This window comes from Comamonas sp. NyZ500, from assembly GCF_016772095.1.
Classification (GTDB): Bacteria; Pseudomonadota; Gammaproteobacteria; order Burkholderiales; family Burkholderiaceae_C; genus Comamonas; species Comamonas thiooxydans.
This window is the reverse complement of the sequence record NZ_JAEIJE010000010.1, coordinates 97,774-113,287: the sequence shown is the minus strand read 5'-3', so window position 1 is coordinate 113,287 and position 15,514 is coordinate 97,774. Positions and strand designations below refer to the sequence as shown.

At 62.0% G+C, this 15,514-nt stretch carries 18 protein-coding genes; 3 read left to right on the top strand and 15 right to left on the bottom strand.

What is annotated here, in order from left to right:
* Nucleotides 1–114: 114 nt before the first annotated feature.
* Together JAO85_RS16030 and panD are read right to left on the bottom strand one after the other, a co-directional pair.
* Nucleotides 115–480, bottom strand: a complete 366-nt coding sequence (locus JAO85_RS16030) for a 5-carboxymethyl-2-hydroxymuconate Delta-isomerase (protein WP_012839638.1) — start codon at nt 478–480, stop codon at nt 115–117.
* Nucleotides 481–518: 38 nt separating this feature from the next.
* Complete coding sequence (gene panD, locus JAO85_RS16025; RefSeq protein WP_003065787.1) at nt 519–899, bottom strand: aspartate 1-decarboxylase; 381 nt, start codon at nt 897–899, stop codon at nt 519–521.
* A 347-nt stretch (nt 900–1,246) separates the two neighbouring features.
* Between panD and JAO85_RS16020 the strand changes: the two genes are divergently transcribed.
* Entirely contained in the window at nt 1,247–2,275 is a 1,029-nt protein-coding gene (locus tag JAO85_RS16020; RefSeq protein WP_202788509.1) for a porin, read from the top strand.
* Between the two features lie 164 nt (nt 2,276–2,439).
* Here JAO85_RS16020 and JAO85_RS16015 read toward each other — a convergent pair whose 3' ends face one another.
* From JAO85_RS16015 to JAO85_RS15995, 5 genes are all read right to left on the bottom strand, one after another.
* Nucleotides 2,440–2,805 carry a 6-carboxytetrahydropterin synthase gene (locus JAO85_RS16015; protein ID WP_003065792.1) on the bottom strand — a complete coding sequence of 122 codons (366 nt, stop codon included), beginning with the start codon at nt 2,803–2,805 and terminating at the stop codon, nt 2,440–2,442.
* Nucleotides 2,806–2,942: 137 nt separating this feature from the next.
* Nucleotides 2,943–3,581, bottom strand: a complete 639-nt coding sequence (gene queE / locus JAO85_RS16010; protein ID WP_012839636.1) for a 7-carboxy-7-deazaguanine synthase — start codon at nt 3,579–3,581, stop codon at nt 2,943–2,945.
* A gap of 136 nt (nt 3,582–3,717) precedes the next feature.
* Complete coding sequence (locus tag JAO85_RS16005) at nt 3,718–4,575, bottom strand: ScpA family protein (RefSeq protein ID WP_003065796.1); 858 nt, start codon at nt 4,573–4,575, stop codon at nt 3,718–3,720.
* 70 nt (nt 4,576–4,645) lie between these two features.
* Nucleotides 4,646–4,852 carry a DUF3460 family protein gene (locus JAO85_RS16000; protein ID WP_003051953.1) on the bottom strand — a complete coding sequence of 69 codons (207 nt, stop codon included), beginning with the start codon at nt 4,850–4,852 and terminating at the stop codon, nt 4,646–4,648.
* A 62-nt stretch (nt 4,853–4,914) separates the two neighbouring features.
* A complete protein-coding gene (locus JAO85_RS15995; protein WP_039049693.1) occupies nt 4,915–5,376 on the bottom strand; it encodes a hypothetical protein in 462 nt (153 codons plus the stop codon).
* 106 nt (nt 5,377–5,482) lie between these two features.
* Here JAO85_RS15995 and JAO85_RS15990 point away from each other — a divergent pair, with 106 nt between their 5' ends.
* Together JAO85_RS15990 and JAO85_RS15985 are read left to right on the top strand one after the other, a co-directional pair.
* Nucleotides 5,483–5,989, top strand: a complete 507-nt coding sequence (locus tag JAO85_RS15990; RefSeq protein WP_202788508.1) for an outer membrane protein assembly factor BamE — start codon at nt 5,483–5,485, stop codon at nt 5,987–5,989.
* Nucleotides 5,990–6,309: 320 nt separating this feature from the next.
* Nucleotides 6,310–7,017 carry a YitT family protein gene (locus tag JAO85_RS15985; protein ID WP_003065804.1) on the top strand — a complete coding sequence of 236 codons (708 nt, stop codon included), beginning with the start codon at nt 6,310–6,312 and terminating at the stop codon, nt 7,015–7,017.
* Nucleotides 7,018–7,086: 69 nt separating this feature from the next.
* On the opposite strand, the gene soxZ is transcribed toward JAO85_RS15985, so the two are convergent.
* From soxZ to metG, 8 genes are all read right to left on the bottom strand, one after another.
* Nucleotides 7,087–7,416: a thiosulfate oxidation carrier complex protein SoxZ gene (soxZ, locus tag JAO85_RS15980; RefSeq protein WP_012839634.1), complete on the bottom strand. Its 330-nt coding sequence runs from the start codon at nt 7,414–7,416 to the stop codon at nt 7,087–7,089.
* Between the two features lie 13 nt (nt 7,417–7,429).
* Nucleotides 7,430–7,930, bottom strand: a complete 501-nt coding sequence (locus tag JAO85_RS15975; protein WP_039049694.1) for a thiosulfate oxidation carrier protein SoxY — start codon at nt 7,928–7,930, stop codon at nt 7,430–7,432.
* A 145-nt stretch (nt 7,931–8,075) separates the two neighbouring features.
* Complete coding sequence (locus JAO85_RS15970; protein ID WP_039049741.1) at nt 8,076–9,407, bottom strand: FAD/NAD(P)-binding oxidoreductase; 1,332 nt, start codon at nt 9,405–9,407, stop codon at nt 8,076–8,078.
* Between the two features lie 183 nt (nt 9,408–9,590).
* A complete protein-coding gene (locus JAO85_RS15965) occupies nt 9,591–10,613 on the bottom strand; it encodes a YeeE/YedE family protein (protein WP_039049695.1) in 1,023 nt (340 codons plus the stop codon).
* 188 nt (nt 10,614–10,801) lie between these two features.
* Nucleotides 10,802–12,079, bottom strand: coding sequence for an NAD(P)/FAD-dependent oxidoreductase (locus JAO85_RS15960; RefSeq protein ID WP_202788507.1), 1,278 nt, complete (start codon nt 12,077–12,079; stop codon nt 10,802–10,804).
* Nucleotides 12,080–12,409, bottom strand: coding sequence for a c-type cytochrome (locus JAO85_RS15955; RefSeq protein WP_039049697.1), 330 nt, complete (start codon nt 12,407–12,409; stop codon nt 12,080–12,082). It lies immediately after the preceding gene.
* A gap of 339 nt (nt 12,410–12,748) precedes the next feature.
* Entirely contained in the window at nt 12,749–13,018 is a 270-nt protein-coding gene (locus JAO85_RS15950) for a hypothetical protein (RefSeq protein WP_232096835.1), read from the bottom strand.
* Between the two features lie 184 nt (nt 13,019–13,202).
* Nucleotides 13,203–15,362 carry a methionine--tRNA ligase gene (gene metG, locus JAO85_RS15945; protein WP_202788506.1) on the bottom strand — a complete coding sequence of 720 codons (2,160 nt, stop codon included), beginning with the start codon at nt 15,360–15,362 and terminating at the stop codon, nt 13,203–13,205.
* Nucleotides 15,363–15,514 lie beyond the last annotated feature (152 nt).

Sequence of the window (15,514 nt, the reverse complement as noted above, 5' to 3'; positions counted from 1 at the left end):
GAGCTGTTTGTGCCTTTGGAGAAGGCAAGGCGATTTTTATTCAGGCCGATGTCCCTGAAACAGCAACGCCCGCAAGCATGGGCTGCGGGCGCTGTTGCGGGAGTCTTGAAGGACTTAGAGGCGACCCTTGAAGTAGGTGGCCTTGTCCATATCGGATACGTCCACGCTCAGCTGCACCATCACATCGGCAGGCTGGGGCACGAGGCGGCGCAGGACTTCGGCAATGCCGTCCGACATCTGCTTCTTGGCTTCGGTGCTGCGGCCTGCCATCAGCTGCAGGTGTACATGGACAAAGCCGCGCTTTTCGGGCTGGGTGCCGATATAGACATGGTCCATGTTCAGGCGGGCAATACGGGCCTTCACATCGGCTTCATCGAGAACGGTGGGATGGGAGCAGACCACTGCGTTGATGTCGCGCATCAGCTCGCGCTCGTTCAGGCCGGTCAGGTTGTCGGTGTATTCAATATGCAGATGAGGCATGGAGTTCTCTCGCTCGGTGTTGGAGGCAAAAGCCGTTTTTACAGCATCTGGGTGGGCACTTTGTGGCGCAGCTCGACCTGTTTGTTGCTGTCGTCCACAAAGACCAGCTGGGGCTGGTGCTCGGCCACATCGCTTTCATGAACCTGGGCAAAGGCGGCAATGATGAGCAGATCGCCCACGCTGGCGCGGCGGGCAGCCGAGCCGTTGACGGAAATCATGCCCGAGCCGCGCTCGCCCTTGATGGCGTAGGTCACGAAGCGCTCTCCGTTGTCGATATTCCAGATATGGACCTGTTCGTTTTCAGCAATGTTGGCGGCATCCAGCAGATCCTCGTCGATGGCGCAGGAGCCTTCGTAGTGCAGCTCGCATTGCGTGGTCTTGACGCGGTGGATCTTGGATTTGAGCAGGGTGCGGAACATGGTTGTCTCTCTGGGGCGCTTTGCGCGTTGCTGGAATGGGGCAGGCCTGTGCTTGCGAAAAATCACGCAAGTCTAAATGCGATCGGTAAAACCCATGTAGTTCATTGAGGGCATTGACAGGGAAATGCGGCGCCTGCGCATTCTCGATGTCGATAGTTCTGCCAACCGCTGATGTAGGACGATGTGACGATTGTGGTTGAGATTGTTGTTTTGTTGAGAATTTAAGGGTTGTAACTAATGTTTCATTTTCACTTTGTTTAATGACTTCAGTCCCAGACGGGGCCCGTCCAAGGCAGGCCATCTCCGTACTGCATGGGCTTTCTCATTTCTACAAACAAGTGAACAGCATGAAACGAACTCTTCTCGCCCTTGCCGCCCTGACCGTTTCCGCCGGTGCCCTGGCTCAATCCAGCGTGACTGTCTTTGGCGTGGCCGACGTGTCGGTGGCCCACATCTCCACGACCGGCAAAAGCGTTTCCGGCCTGGCCAACGGCGGCAACTCCAGCAGCCGTCTGGGCTTTCGCGGCGTGGAAGATCTGGGCAGCGGCCTGAAGGCCGATTTCTGGCTGGAAGGCAGCCTGAGCGTGGACGACGGCACGGCTTCCGGCTTCAAATTCGATCGCCGCTCCACCGTCAGCCTGCTGGGCAACTTCGGTGAAGTCCGCCTGGGTCGCGACAAGACCCCCGCCTACCAGAACCTGGAGACCTTTCATGCCTTCGGTGACACCGGCATGGGCGCCATCAACGGCCACAACCTGATCAGCGGCTCGGCTGCAGGCACCTCCGAAGGCTCCAACCCCAAGCGCAACTCCAATGCCATCAGCTATCTGCTGCCCAAGCTGGGTGGCGTCTACGGTCAGCTGACCCACAGCTTTGGCGAGCAGGCCGACGACCACAGCCTGGCCAGCTCCACCGGCCTGCGTCTGGGCTATGCCAACGGTCCCCTGAACGTTGCCGCAGCCTACGGCATCGCCCGCGGCGGCACGGCTGCCGCTGGCGTGGACTACAAGACCATGAATCTGGGCGCTTCCTATAACTTCGGCGTTGTCACTCCCATGCTGCTGATCGCGTCCGACCGCGGCAACGGCAAGCGTGTCGATCTGTACAGCCTGGGCGTGAAAATGCCTCTGGGCGCCGGCGAACTGCGCGCTGCCTACACCTGGTACAAAGACAAGAAGCAAAGCGATGCGGACTCCCAGCGTCTGGCTCTGGGCTATGGCTACAAGCTGTCCAAGCGCACCGAAATCTATGCGGCCGTGGCACGCATGAGCAACGACGACAAGGCTTCCCGCAAGCTGGGTTCGTCGCTGAGCCCTACACCTGCTGTGGGCAAGAGCCTGACGGGCTACGAAATCGGCCTGCGCCACAATTTCTAAGAGCATGGGCAGCAAAGAGCTGCGGCGGCTGCCGCACTCTGCTGTCTGATGATCTTGCCGAGTTAGGCCTCCTGGTGGGGAAGCCGTCTGACTCTCAGCAAGCTGGCCCCGCAATAGCGGGGCCTTTTTTTGGGTTTGTTTCGGGGCCTATGCGGTGGCTGTCTTCAGGACAGATCGAGCACGCAGCCGTCGCCGATGCTGTCGCGCCAGACGCGGATGCGGCTGGGCGCAGGCTCAAGGTCGGCCAGGGCATTGGCGATGAAGAGACAGAGGTTTTCCAGCGTGGGCTTGCCCAGGCCCGGCACTTCATCGAGAAAGTGATGGTCTAGCTGATCGCGCAGCAACTCCAGGCGCGCGCGCAGGTGGCCGAGGTCGATGACCATGCCGTTGTCCGGATTGCGCGGGCCTCTCACGCTGACCTCGGCCCAGTAAGTATGGCCGTGAATGCGGCGGCTGCTCTCGGTCTCGATAGCCCGCTCCAGGGTATGGGCGGCATCGAAGAAAAAACGCTGGTGAACGGTGAACTGCATATCAGTGATCGGTGACGCTGAGCATTGTCTTCGGCCTTTGAGTTGGGAGCGGATCCCATGGCGGACGGCCGGCAAGGGCCGCCCCGCAGCAAAGGCCGTCGTCTCCTTGGGGGGAAGGCGCGAAGCGACTCAGGGGGTCATCTAATTCCAGTGAGCTTGTGGGTTTGCAGGCTCAGGCGCCAGCCGGGGCGCTGCATGCATTGCGCGATACAGGCGGCAATATTGCTGCTCTGCTGGGCGTTGTCCATGGGCTGCAGAAAATAGTGCTGGAACTCGGTGCTGGCTTCAATGGCCGCCAGATCGAACGTGGGCTGAGGCCAGACCAGCTTGAGCTCCTGCCCGCTGCGCTGAATCCAGTCCGCACCGGCCTTGGGGCTGATGCACAGCCAGTCTATGCCTTCGGGTGCGGCCACCGTGCCATTGCTTTCCACCGAGATACGAAAACCGCGCACATGCAGGGCTGCGATCAGGGCCTGGTCGACCTGCAGCAAAGGCTCGCCGCCCGTCAACACCACCATGCGGTGCCGGCTGTCGTCGGCGGGCCACTGGCCCAGAATGCGCTCGGCCAGTTCATCGGCCGTGGCGAACTTGCCGCCCAGCGTGCCGTCGGTTCCGACAAAATCGGTGTCGCAGAACTGGCAGATGGCCTTGGGTCTGTCCTGCTCACGGCCAGTCCACAGATTGCAGCCCGCAAAGCGGCAGAACACGGCTGGCATGCCGGCCTGGCCGCCTTCGCCTTGCAAGGTGTAGAAAATTTCTTTGACGCTGTATGTCATGTCGTGTGTGTCGCGTCAAGGCGCGGTGGAACAGGAGGCTGGCGTGCTGCAGCCCAGGATGCGAATGTAAGCCCTTGCTGAACTTCTGGTGGGCCATAGGGTTACAAGGCCGAGGCCCTGCAACTGTTCTCCGGCCTCACACCGGGGTATAGGCCAGGCGCACATAAATGGGCGCGTAGGCTTCGGCCTGGGTGATTTCGATCAGCGTTTCCTTGGCCAGCTCCAGCATGGCGATAAAGGTGACGACCAGCACGGTCGAGCCTTTTTCTGGATTGAAGATGCGCTCGAATTCCACAAAACGCTGACCCTGCAGCTGCTTGAGGATCTGACTCATGTACTCGCGTACCGACAGCTCTTCGCGTGTGATCTTGTGGCTTTGCACCAGCTTGGCGCGCTTGAGGATGTCGCGCCAGGCGGCTTGCAGCTCGCCGATTTCCACATCTGGAAAGCGCGGTTGCAGGCTTTGCTCGATATAGACCGTGGCCTTGAGAAAGTCGCGCCCGTAGGTGGGCAGCTGTCCCAGTTGCTGGGCGGCCAGCTTCATCTGCTCGTATTCGAGCAGGCGGCGCACCAGCTCGGCGCGCGGATCCTCGGCTTCTTCGCCATCCTCCTGCTTCTTGGGCGGCAGCAGCATGCGCGACTTGATCTCGATGAGCATGGCCGCCATCAGCAGATATTCGGCTGCCAGCTCCAGATTGCGGCTGCGTACCTCGTCCACATAGGTCATGTACTGGCGCGTCACGTCCAGCATGGGGATGTCGAGGATATTGAAGTTCTGCTTGCGGATCAGGTAGAGCAGCAAGTCCAGCGGGCCTTCAAAGGCTTCGAGAAAGACTTCCAGCGCATCGGGCGGGATATAGAGATCCTGGGGCAGCGCAAACAGGGGCTCGCCGTACAGGCGTGCCAGGGCCACCTGATCGACGACCGAAGGCGACGGATCAGAAGCGTCCGGGTTCTGACCCGGCAACAGGGTCTGTTCTTCAGCCTCGCTCATGGTCTGCTATGAATTGCAGAGCTGAGCGCGCTTGATGAATAAGCGCTTGAGGCTGATTTCATCGAAAAGATCAGGAATGGTTGGTTTGGTACACGTAGGGCTGTTGTTCCACGCGACCGGCGCGCAGATCTTCCCAGACTTCATAGTTCACGTCCTTGTCCCACAGCAGGGCGCGACCGGCTTGCTGTTGCTTGTCCAGCTCGGGCTTTTGCTGCTTCAGGTCGTTGATGAAGTTGGTGGTGTCGGAACGGTAGTCGGGGCGGCGGAAGAAAGACATATGTGTAAAACCTCTCAGAACAGCGGATTTTAGCCCGTCGCGGACGCCAGGCCCGCTCCGGGCTATTTCATATCCTTGAGACAGATCTGCGCGAACTCCTTGCAGTCGTCCGAGGCCAGTGGCGAATCGACGATCTTGCGCAGCACAGCGGCAAATTCGGTGGCTCCGACCGGGTTCGGGTCATTGCGCTGGAAATCCTCGTCCACGCGCATGGTACGGTCCAGCCAGCCTATCACCTGCACGCTGGGTTGACGTTCCAGCGACGCCAGCAAGGCCGGGGTGTAGGCGGCCATGGGGTGCTCCTCGATCAGGCTGCCGAACGGACCGGGGCCGCCATAGTCCAGTTCGGGATAGGTTTCGATCAGCGTAAGAATATGCGGCAGAACCTGCTCCAGTGCGGCATCTTGCAGTGTTTCGAGGTGCTCGTAGACGGGATCGATGATCAGCCATTTGTCCTGCTGATCCTGAGCCGCCTGTGCGGCGCTGGTGAATTGGGAAAACAGCTGCTCTATGGTTGTGCTCACTGGGGATAGCTCCGTTTTGACAAGCGTTTGCAAAAGTGGCGCGCGTGCGCGGGTGGCTTGATGTCAGAATTCGCATTCTGTCTGGCAAGCATTGTGATCCAAGCCCATGAATATTTTTTCCCGTGTGACAGCGGCCCTGGCGGTGGCTGCTATCAGCACCCTGGCGCTGCTGGGCTGCGACGAGCAGAAGATCAAGGAGCTGGAGGAAGGTCTGTCCACTGAGGCCGATGTGCGCGCCCGGTTCGGCGAGCCCGAGCGCATCTGGAACGAGGAAGACGGCTCGCGAACCTTCGAGTACAACCGTCAGCCGGCCGGTGCCAGGAACTACATGATCACCATAGACACTGACGGCAAGATGAGCGCGCTGCGCCAGGTGCTGGCCCCGCATGTGTTTGCCAAGATCGTGCCCGGCATGGAGGAAAACGAGGTGCGCCGCATGCTGGGCAAGCCTGCCAAGATGATGACTTACAAGCTCAAGCAGGAAACCGACTGGGACTGGAACTACATCGATCCGCCCACGCGCGAGATGCAGTTCACGGTGACCTTTGGCGCCGATGGCCGGGTGCTGCGCACGCTCAACCGCGAACGCCTGCCCGACGAGCCGCGCGGCTGATCGCCTGCAACGCCACCGGATCTCTTCAAAGCCCTGTTTGCGATGGTGCAGACAGGGCTTTTTGCCTCTGGTCTGGAGAGTGCCTGAATGCTGTGGTCGCGGGGGAGTCGAGATGCTTCTGAATTGATAGCTGTTAGCGCTTTACCGGTAAGCGACGGAAACCGAAAAGCTTTAAATATACGACGGGGTTGCCTCTGAAATTCCCCTTCGGGATTTGTTGCGTTGCAGCAAATCATGTGCATACAGCATGAGTCCATCCGTAAAATTAAGGGGTTTCCCGGTGTTATCCGCACCGGCTCGCCCCGGTCTTTATCGAGATCATGGGCATCAATCTTGCTGTCTTACCCGACATGTCGACACCGCTATCTTCTTCGGCCAGCTCTGCTCTGGCCGGCCGCATGGATGCCCCCGCTGCTGCTGCACCGGCTACTTCGGGCCTGCGCCATGGCCGCTTCGAGGACGCGCAGGCCCTGTTCACGGGCTCGCTGTTTGTCTCCATCACCATGATGCTGTTTGCGCAGGCGGGACTGCTCACGGGCAGCACGGCGGGCGTGGCCTTTTTGCTGCACTATGTTACGGGACTGCCTTTCGGCGCCATTTTCTTCGTCATCAATCTGCCGTTCTACTGGTTTGCCTGGAAGCGCATGGGCGCGGAGTTCACGATCAAGACCTTTGTCTCGGTTGCCATGCTGGCGCTGATGGCCGATGTGGGCCCACGCTTCATCCATATCGACTATCTGAATCCGCTCTATGCGGCCGTGGCTGGGGGCTTGCTCATGGGATCGGGTTGCCTGTTCCTCGCACGGCATCATTCCAGTCTGGGCGGAGCCACCATCGTCTCTCTCTACCTGCAGGACCGCTACGGCATTCGCGCCGGCAAGGTGCAGATGATGATCGACTGCACTGTTGTGCTGCTGGCGCTGGCCATCGTGCCGCTGGAGCGTGTGGCGTATTCGGTGCTCGCTGCGGTGATCATGAGCATGTTCCTGTGGATCAGCCATCGCCCCGGCCGCTATCAGGGCAACTGAGGTCTGTCATCCATGGAAAAAACCCCGCCCGGTCTGCACCGGGGCGGGGCTTTTTCATGGGGCTCGCCATCAGGCGACGCTGATCGCCTTCTGCGCACTCAGCGTCTGGCCCTGCTCGTCCTTCCACTGCATGTTGAGCTCGCCACTTTCCCGGGCGACAAAGGTGAACTCGATATAGGGGTTCTGGGCAATCGAGATGCCGGGCTCCCAGCTGAACAGCAAGGTGTTGCCCAGCCGGGCTTCGAAACGGCTCACGATATTGCGCGGACGCACCTTGCCCGTGGCCGGGTCGGTGCGCAGACCGCTTTCCATGACATGTTCCATCTGCGCGCGCACGCGCAGCACTTCGCCTTTCTTGGGGTTGGCATTGCTGACCCATACGCGAGCTGGTTTGTTCATAGTTATGTTCCTCTCACATGCCGCAGCCGCTGGCGGCTACCGTCGTTGCTTGCTTTGCTACCAGCACCTTGCCGCTTTTCATGCGTGCCAGGGCGTGCACGGTCTGCGACTGGGACAGGCGTATGCGGGCCGCCGCTTCGGCCGTTCCGGCCGCTGCGGTGAACTGCATGCGGCAGGCCAGCGGCGAGGGGTTGAATTCGGCCAGCACGATGATCTCCTCGCACCAGTCCTGCTCGGTGATGGGCAGCGTCACCTTGACCTTGACGGGCACGGCACTGGGGTTGTCGGCCAGCACGGGCACATCGAGCTGCAGACCATCGGCCTGAGTGGCCTTGCCGCCGGTGAATTGCTCCATGAGCTTTTTGAACTCGGCTGGGTTCGGCGCCAGCGGCCCGACCAGGGGAGTCTTGGCTGCGCTGCTGGCTTGCGCCAGAGCCGATGCGGGCAGAGCCAGACTGGCCCCGGCTGCCGCCGCGTTCAGCACCATGCTTCTACGGGTGGTGTTCTTGAACATTGCTTCTCTTCAATCCAATTAACAAAACTTCAAAACTCGCACCGGCTCCAAGCAAGAGCCGCCTCGCGGCGGGGGCGCCTAGCAGAGGGCGTCGTCCCCCTCCCGAAGAGAGAGGGGGAAGCGGCAAAGCCGCTCAGGGGGAGATTTAAGTGCCCAAGAAATCACCGAATTTGCCGTTGATCCAGGCAAAGTCTTCCTTGACCAGATCGGAGGTGCGCACATCCATGTCGATCTGGGTCTGGTTGACCTGGCCGCTGGCGTCCACCTCGTATTCGAACTTCACCGAAATTTCCTCCTGAGGGTCGCCGTTGACCATCATGTAGCAGAGGTTGTCGGGCAGCCGGGCCACGACCTCCTTGCCGGCCACGCGCTCGGCAATGTTCCGGGCGACGATCTTGCCGATGTAGTTGGCCACATGGCCACTCTTGGGGTAGTGGCCGAACTGGGGCGAGATCGCGCCCATCAGATCGCCCACAAAGTAGACGCGGTCGTCGCTCCTGGCATGGAACAGGCGGTTATGCATATCGGCCCAGCCCGTGGGCTTGCCGGTGGCGGCATCCTTGCCTATCAGGTCTGCCTTCCAGACCATGTCGGCGGCCTGGTGGGGCGGCATGAGGATGGCATCGTCAAACTTGAAGTCGCCCGCAGCGGTCTTGATCTGCTTGTTGAAGGGGTCCACTTCCTTGACGCCGGCATTGGGCACATGGGTGATGATGTCTGCGTACAGCTCTTCGAAAGCCTGCTTGTAGCCCACGCCTATGGGGGCGATCTTGGGCTTGGGGTCGAGGATCAGGATCTTGCCGGGAATCTTGTTCTTCTTGATATGCCAGGCGATCAGGCAGGCGCGCTCATAGGGCGAGGGCGGGCAGCGATGCGGTGGAGGAGGCAGCGTCATCACCAGCGTGCCGCCCTTGAAGTTCTTGACCTTGCTCTTGAGCGAGAGCATCTCCTGGTTGGGGATGTAGGCGTTGGGGAAGTGGGTGCGCGTGTATTCGATGGCGCGCTGGTCGTTGCCGAACCAGGCCTCGTAATCGTTGCGAATGCCGCCCGAGAGAATCAGGAAGTCGTACTCAATCAGGCCATGGGCCGTGCGCACCAGCTTTTTGTCGCGCTCGAAACCCGTGACTTCGGTCTGCAGCAGTGTGTAGCCGTATTTGTTGGCCGGGTGCAGCATGTCGCGGTTCACGAAGTCCGTGCCAACTATGTCCACCAGCCACTTGTTGCTCATGGGGCCGGACCAGAAGGTCGGATTGCGCTCCAGCAGCACGACGTCGGAAGCGGGAATCAGCTCGCGCAGATAGCGTGCCGCCGTGAGGCCGCCCCAGCCGCCACCGCAGATCACGATACGCGGCCCCTTGCCCTTGCGAGGCAGGATGGGCGACTGGCTGCTGATGATGGCGGGTGCAGCCATTGCCGGGCCGGCAGCGGCGCCCAGGGCGAGTGCGGGCGGAGTCCAGAGGAAATGGCGACGTTGCATGAGCATTGCTCCTGTAATGGGAATGGGGCCTGATTCAGGCCTTGGATTCGGGGGAGGGAAGCAAGCTTGGGCGCAGCGCGATGGGATTGCCTCTCAGCCGACACGCGGCACAAGCAGAGCTGGTGGCTGGAGATTCTAGGAGCAGGTCCTGATCCGGAGGTGAATACCCAAGCGAAGCCAGCGCTATTGCTGGCGCAGCAGGCGCAGGCTGAGAAGCGCTCCGAGCAGGATGCCGGCAACGGCCGCAAAGCTGGCCAGCGACAGCGTGGACAGCCCGCTCAGTCCCTGGCCGATGGAGCAGCCTGCGGCCAGCACGCCGCCAATACCCATCAGCAGGCCGCCACCGGCGCTGGCAGCCAGGCGGCTGGTGGAGTCAAAGCCTTCCCAGCGTGCCGTGCGACTGCCAAGGGCTGCGAGAAATGCGCCGGCGAGCACGCCAGCCGTCAGCGCCAGGCCTATGCCGGGCTCGCGGCCCACGGACAGTTGCAGATAGAGCAGGGTCTCGGCGATCGGGCCGATGAAGCTCAGCGAGGTGAGGCGGGCCGGCTCGAACTCATCGACCCCGATATGCGCAGTCAGCCACCAGCCGGCAGTCACCAGCAGGCCTATGAGCAACGCACTGCCCCACTGCAAGCGGCTTTGACGCAGGCCGGGACGCAGCAGGGCGTAGGCCAGCAGCAGCAAGGCCAGCCCAAGCGTCAGCAGCCATGTATTCAGGGAAGACAGATAGGCGGGCAAGGTGGCCTGGGCCAGAGTGAGGGGGGCGAGGGCCTGCAGCCACAGGCGCAGAGGCGTCAGCACACCCGTCATGGCCAGTTGTGCGCCCAGCGCCAGAAACACCAGGGTGACCAGAGAGCGCAGATTGCCTCCCGCCAGCAGCACCAGAGAGCGTGCTCCGCAGGCGCGTGCCAGCACCATGCCGATGCCAAACAGCAAACCACCAATCAGCACGCCAGCGATGGAAAAGCTGGGCCGCGCAATGGCGGCCTGGCTCAGATCGAGCATTCCCAGAGCCTGCAGCCCCTGCGAGGCCAGCAAGGCCACGGCCAAGGCCAGGGCAAAGGCCTGCAATGCAGGTGCCTGGCCGGGCGCGGCCTCCTCGTCCAGTCCCACCTGCTGGCGCAGCCCGCGCAGCAGACAGAAACGTCCGAGCCGCGCGGCGACGCCGAAGGCCATGCCCAGCAAAAAAACAGACCACAACAACATATCAGTCGTTCAATAAAGCAGAGGAGGGCGGGTGGCAGAGATTCGCATCCAGCGCATGAAGCGTGAACTTTCGCTCGGGCTGGCGAGCAAGGGCCGCCCCGCAGCAAAGCCAGCGTCCCCCTTCCCGCAAGCGAAGCGCAACGAGAGAAGGGGGAAGGCGCGTCAGCGCCTCAGGGGGATGCCTCTAGTCAACCACCCCAGATATCCGCGCTGATCGCCTTGTACCAGGCTGCGCCGTAGTCGGCCTCGGCCTTGCGGAAGGCGGCATCGCCGTTCAAGGGGCTCACGCCGCCGGAGTCTGGCACCTCGATCAGCTTGCCCGCTGCCGTGCGGTAGACGCCGGCCACGGAGATGCCGTAGTCGGTGCCGATCAGGCTGTAGCAGGTGTTGGCAAAGGCCGCCGCAGGCAGGGGCTGGCCGCTCAGCTCGGCGGCAATCGCAGCAGCGGCCACCTTGCCTTGTGTATTGGCGGCAAAGCCGGACTTGGGCATGGGCGCGGCAATCGTGGCGTCGCCCAGCACATAGACATGCTGGACCTGAGTGGACTCAAAGGACTCGGGCTTGACGGGCACCCAGCCACTGGCATTGGTTACGCCGGCGCGGTCGGCGATAAAGCCGGCCTTCTGGGGCGGGATGACGTTGAGCACATCGGCCTTGTGCCTGGTGCCGAACGCAGTTTCCACTTCCAGGTTCCTGGCATCCACGCGCGTGACCTTGCCGTCATCGGCCTGCTTGACCCATTCGATCATGTCGCCATAAAGCGCCTTCCAGCCCTGAATGAACAGGCCTTGCTTGGAGAAGGCATCCTTGTCGTCCAGCAGCAAAATCTTGGACCGGGGTTTGTGCTTCTTGAAGTAGTGCGCCACCATGGCCGCGCGCTCGTAGGGGCCGGGCGGGCAGCGGAAAGGGTTGGCAGGGATGACCATCACGAACTTGCCGCCGTCGGGCATGGCTTCGAGCTGCTTCTTGAGCAACTGGGTCTGCGCTCCGGCCTTCCAGGCATGGGGAGCGAGTTGGGCGGCCGCCTCGTCATAGCCTTCCAGTGCATTCCAGCGCATGTCGATGCCGGGCGAGAGCACCAGCTTGTCATAGCTCAGCGCCTGACCGTTGGACAGCAGCACGCGCCTGGAGTCGGTCAGGACCTGGTCGGCCCGTGCGTGGACCACGTTCACGCCGGCCTTGCGCAGGCCGCCGTAGCCGTGGCCTATGCTGTCCCAGCTGCGCAGGCCGGCCAGGTACAGATTGGAGAAGGGGCAGGTATAGAAGCGCTCGGCCGGCTCCACCAGTGTGACCTGGATATGCGGCGCGAACTGGCGCAGATAGCGCGCGGCCGTGGCTCCGCCAAAGCCGCCTCCGATCACGACCACATGGGCCGAAGCTGTCTTGGCCTGCACGATGGTTGGCATGGCGAAGCTGGCTGCGCTGGCGGCGGCACCGCCGAGAATTTGACGACGATTGATCTGCATTTACTGGCCCTTCTTGCTGAACCATTGGGCCAGCGCTTTGAGTTGCTCATCGTCGTAGCCCTTGGCCAGACGGGTCATGACGGTGGCGTCCTTGGCAGTGCCAGCCTTGAAGGCCTGCAGGCGCTGCAGCAGATGGGCCTCAGGCAGGCCGCGCAGCTGGGGAATGACGCCCGTGGAGCGGCCGTCCGGGCCGTGGCAGTTGGCGCAGCTGGCAGCCAGCACGGCCACATCCTGCACACGCAAGGAGGTGGCAGCAGGGTTGGCCAGGCCGGGCAGCGGCGCTGCCAGGGCAAAAGCCAGCCATAGCGCAGGGCGCGCTGAAGTGAGCAAGGGTTTCGATCGCATGGGGCCTCCCGTTGTCCCCACGCAAGGCCGCGTGGGGGATTTATGACCTCGATGCCTGAATGTGCGCGGCCTTTGTTATGTGTGGCGAATGTCGAGCATTCTTCTGGGCAGGGGCGGAGCAGGCAGAGCTGATGGAGTCGGATTCTAGGAAGCGGACCGGCTCTGACAAGCTCAATATCCCGGTGGTGTAACAGGAAGTTATTGGTTATTTAGTTATGCGCTGCGCTTGTGCTTGCGGGTGCGCGCCAGGGCATGAAAAAACCGCATTGCGCTATCTGATGTGTAGCGCGATGCGGTTTCCTGTGAAAGGGTACGGGTGATTCGTCAGTTCTGCGGCGGCATTCCGTCAGAGGGCGCGGAAGGCGTGGTATTGGCGGACGTTGCCGGCATTTCTGCCGCTGCGGGAGCTGTAGCCGACGGATCGCGGTAGCGAATATTCACGCCGCTGGCATCGGGCTGGTCCTCATCCATCAAGGCATCGGCGGCCTTGCCCACGCCCTTGCCCACGATCTTGGCCGTGCCGATGGCGGCATCGGCGGCCAGACCCACGGCCCCGGCCGTCACGCTGATGGCAGTGCCGGTGACGGCGATCACGGTACAGCCCGAGAGCGTCAGGGATAAAAAAACTCCAGCCAGCCAGAAGCCGCAGGAGCTTGGGGAAGCAAGTCCCTGCGAGGAGACACCGGGCAAGAGCCTAAGGCGGCCCCGCCGCCCCGCAGCGAGGCTGTCGTCCCCCCAGGGGGAAGGCGCCGAAGGCGACTCAGGAGGGGGCATAGGATCAATGAATCCGCATGCCGGGCTGGGCGCCGGGGAAAGGTTCCAGCACATAGATGCCGGGGTGGGCCTTCTCGTCGGCATGGCTGGCTGCCAGCACCATGCCTTCGGACAGGCCGAACTTCATCTTGCGCGGAGCCAGATTGGCCACCATCACCGTCAGCTTGCCCTGCAGCTGCTCAGGTTGGTACATGCTGCTGATGCCGCTGAACACATTGCGGGTCCTGGGCTGGCCGTTTTCGTCCTTCTCGCCCACGTCCAGCGTCAGCTGCAGCAGCTTGGTCGAGCCTTCCACCGTCTTGCATTCCAGAATCCTGGCGATGCGCAGATCGACCTTGGCAAAGTCGTCGATGCTGATGGTCTCGGCCAGCGGCTCGCCGCCGGGGGCATTGGGGTCGATCACGGGCTCGGCCTTCTTGGCGGCCTTCTTCTCGGCCTTGGCGGGTTCGGTGGCGGGGGCGGCCTGGCCCGAACCTGCAGAAGATGGCGCTTCGAACAGGGCTTCGAGCTGCTTGGGATCGACGCGCTGCATCAGATGCTGGTAGATGCCGATCTGGTGGCCTGCGCCCAGGGGCTTGACCACGTCGGCAAAGCTCTCGGGCGGAACGATGAGGAATCGGGCCACTTCGGCGGCCACGCCGGGCAGGATGGGGCTCAGGTAGATGGTCAGGATGCGGAAGGCTTCGATGCAGGTCGTGCACACATCGTGCAGGCGCGCATCCATGCCTTCCTTCTTGGCCAGTTCCCAGGGCTTGTTGGCGTCCACATAGCTGTTGACCTTGTCGCACAGAAGCATGATCTCGCGCGCGGCGCGGGCGCTGTCGCGGGCCTCGTAGGCGGCGACGATGGTGGCTTGCTGCTCGCGCAGCGCGTCCAGCAGGGCCTGGCCGTCTTCGCTTACCTGACCCAGCCTGCCGTCAAAGCGCTTGCTGATGAAGCCTGCGGCGCGCGAAGCGATGTTCACGTACTTGCCGATCAGGTCGGAGTTGACGCGCAGCATGAAGTCTTCGGGATTGAAGTCGATGTCTTCGTTCTTGCCGTTGAGCTTGGCGCCCAGGTAGTAGCGCAGCCACTCGGGGTTCATCTTGAGCGACAGGTATTTGAGCGGGTCGAGGCCGGTGCCGCGGCTCTTGCTCATCTTCTCGCCGTTGTTCACGGTCATGAAGCCGTGCACGCAGATCCTGGTCGGCGTCTTGCGGCCGCTGAACTTGAGCATCGCAGGCCAGAACAGGGTGTGGAAGGTGATGATGTCCTTGCCGATGAAGTGGTACTGCTCCAGGTCGGGGTCGGCCATATAGGCGTCGTAGTCTTCGCCGCGTCGGTTGAGCAGTTCCTTGAGCGATGCCAGATAGCCCACGGGCGCATCCAGCCAGACATAGAAATACTTGCCCGGCGCATCGGGAATCTCGATGCCGAAATAGGGCGCGTCGCGGCTGATGTCCCAGTCGTCCAGGCCTTCGCTGGTCGATCCGTCGGGGTTGGTGCGCACGCCGAACCATTCCTTGATCTTGGCCGCGACTTCGGGCTGCACATGCTTGCCGTTCTGGGTCCACTCGGTCAGGAACTCCACGGCGCGCGGGTCGGAGAGCTTGAAGAAGAAATGCTCGGACGACTTCATCACCGGCGTGGCACCAGACAGGGCCGAGAACGGGTTGATGAGGTCGGTGGGCGCGTAGACCGAGCTGCAGACTTCGCAGTTGTCGCCGTACTGGTCCTTGGCGTGGCAGCGCGGGCATTCGCCCTTGATGAAGCGGTCGGGCAGGAACATGTTCTTCTCGGGATCGAAGAACTGTTCGATGGTGCGGGTTTCGATGAAGCCGGCCTTCTTCAGGTCCAGATAGATCTGCTTGGACAGCTCGTGGTTTTCGGCGCTGTCGGTGTTGCTCCAGTTGTCGAAGGCGATGTGGAAGCCGTCGAGGTACTGCTTGCGGCCGGCGGCGATGTCGGCCACGAACTGCTGGGGCGTCTTGCCGGCCTTTTCGGCGGCAATCATGATGGGCGCGCCGTGGGCGTCGTCGGCACCCACGAAGTTGACCGCATTGCCCTGCATTCGCTGCGCACGCACCCAGGTGTCGGCCTGGATGTATTCCATGATGTGGCCGATGTGGAAGTTGCCGTTGGCGTACGGCAGGGCGGTGGTGACGAATAGTTTGCGTGCGGTCATGAGGAAACAGCTTTCACAGAGAACCCGTCATTCTAGAAGGGCTTGGCACCAGGCTGCGGGCGCGGGTTTTGCGGCGGCGCCCGCCGAGTTCGTTCGGGAACGGCATTCGCTTTGCTTTTTATAGCTAATTACATAGTGCACATATTGTTTTC

What these genes read in the sequence shown, in the direction of transcription:
- JAO85_RS16030 (WP_012839638.1), bottom strand. Translation starts at nt 480, where the DNA reads ATGCCTCATCTGCATATTGAATACACCGACAACCTGACCGGCCTGAAC.
- panD (WP_003065787.1), bottom strand. Translation starts at nt 899, where the DNA reads ATGTTCCGCACCCTGCTCAAATCCAAGATCCACCGCGTCAAGACCACG.
- JAO85_RS16020 (WP_202788509.1), top strand. Translation starts at nt 1,247, where the DNA reads ATGAAACGAACTCTTCTCGCCCTTGCCGCCCTGACCGTTTCCGCCGGT.
- JAO85_RS16015 (WP_003065792.1), bottom strand. Translation starts at nt 2,805, where the DNA reads ATGCAGTTCACCGTTCACCAGCGTTTTTTCTTCGATGCCGCCCATACC.
- queE (WP_012839636.1), bottom strand. Translation starts at nt 3,581, where the DNA reads ATGACATACAGCGTCAAAGAAATTTTCTACACCTTGCAAGGCGAAGGC.
- JAO85_RS16005 (WP_003065796.1), bottom strand. Translation starts at nt 4,575, where the DNA reads ATGAGCGAGGCTGAAGAACAGACCCTGTTGCCGGGTCAGAACCCGGAC.
- JAO85_RS16000 (WP_003051953.1), bottom strand. Translation starts at nt 4,852, where the DNA reads ATGTCTTTCTTCCGCCGCCCCGACTACCGTTCCGACACCACCAACTTC.
- JAO85_RS15990 (WP_202788508.1), top strand. Translation starts at nt 5,483, where the DNA reads ATGAATATTTTTTCCCGTGTGACAGCGGCCCTGGCGGTGGCTGCTATC.
- JAO85_RS15985 (WP_003065804.1), top strand. Translation starts at nt 6,310, where the DNA reads ATGGGCATCAATCTTGCTGTCTTACCCGACATGTCGACACCGCTATCT.
- soxZ (WP_012839634.1), bottom strand. Translation starts at nt 7,416, where the DNA reads ATGAACAAACCAGCTCGCGTATGGGTCAGCAATGCCAACCCCAAGAAA.
- JAO85_RS15975 (WP_039049694.1), bottom strand. Translation starts at nt 7,930, where the DNA reads ATGTTCAAGAACACCACCCGTAGAAGCATGGTGCTGAACGCGGCGGCA.
- JAO85_RS15970 (WP_039049741.1), bottom strand. Translation starts at nt 9,407, where the DNA reads ATGCAACGTCGCCATTTCCTCTGGACTCCGCCCGCACTCGCCCTGGGC.
- JAO85_RS15965 (WP_039049695.1), bottom strand. Translation starts at nt 10,613, where the DNA reads ATGTTGTTGTGGTCTGTTTTTTTGCTGGGCATGGCCTTCGGCGTCGCC.
- JAO85_RS15960 (WP_202788507.1), bottom strand. Translation starts at nt 12,079, where the DNA reads ATGCAGATCAATCGTCGTCAAATTCTCGGCGGTGCCGCCGCCAGCGCA.
- metG (WP_202788506.1), bottom strand. Translation starts at nt 15,362, where the DNA reads ATGACCGCACGCAAACTATTCGTCACCACCGCCCTGCCGTACGCCAAC.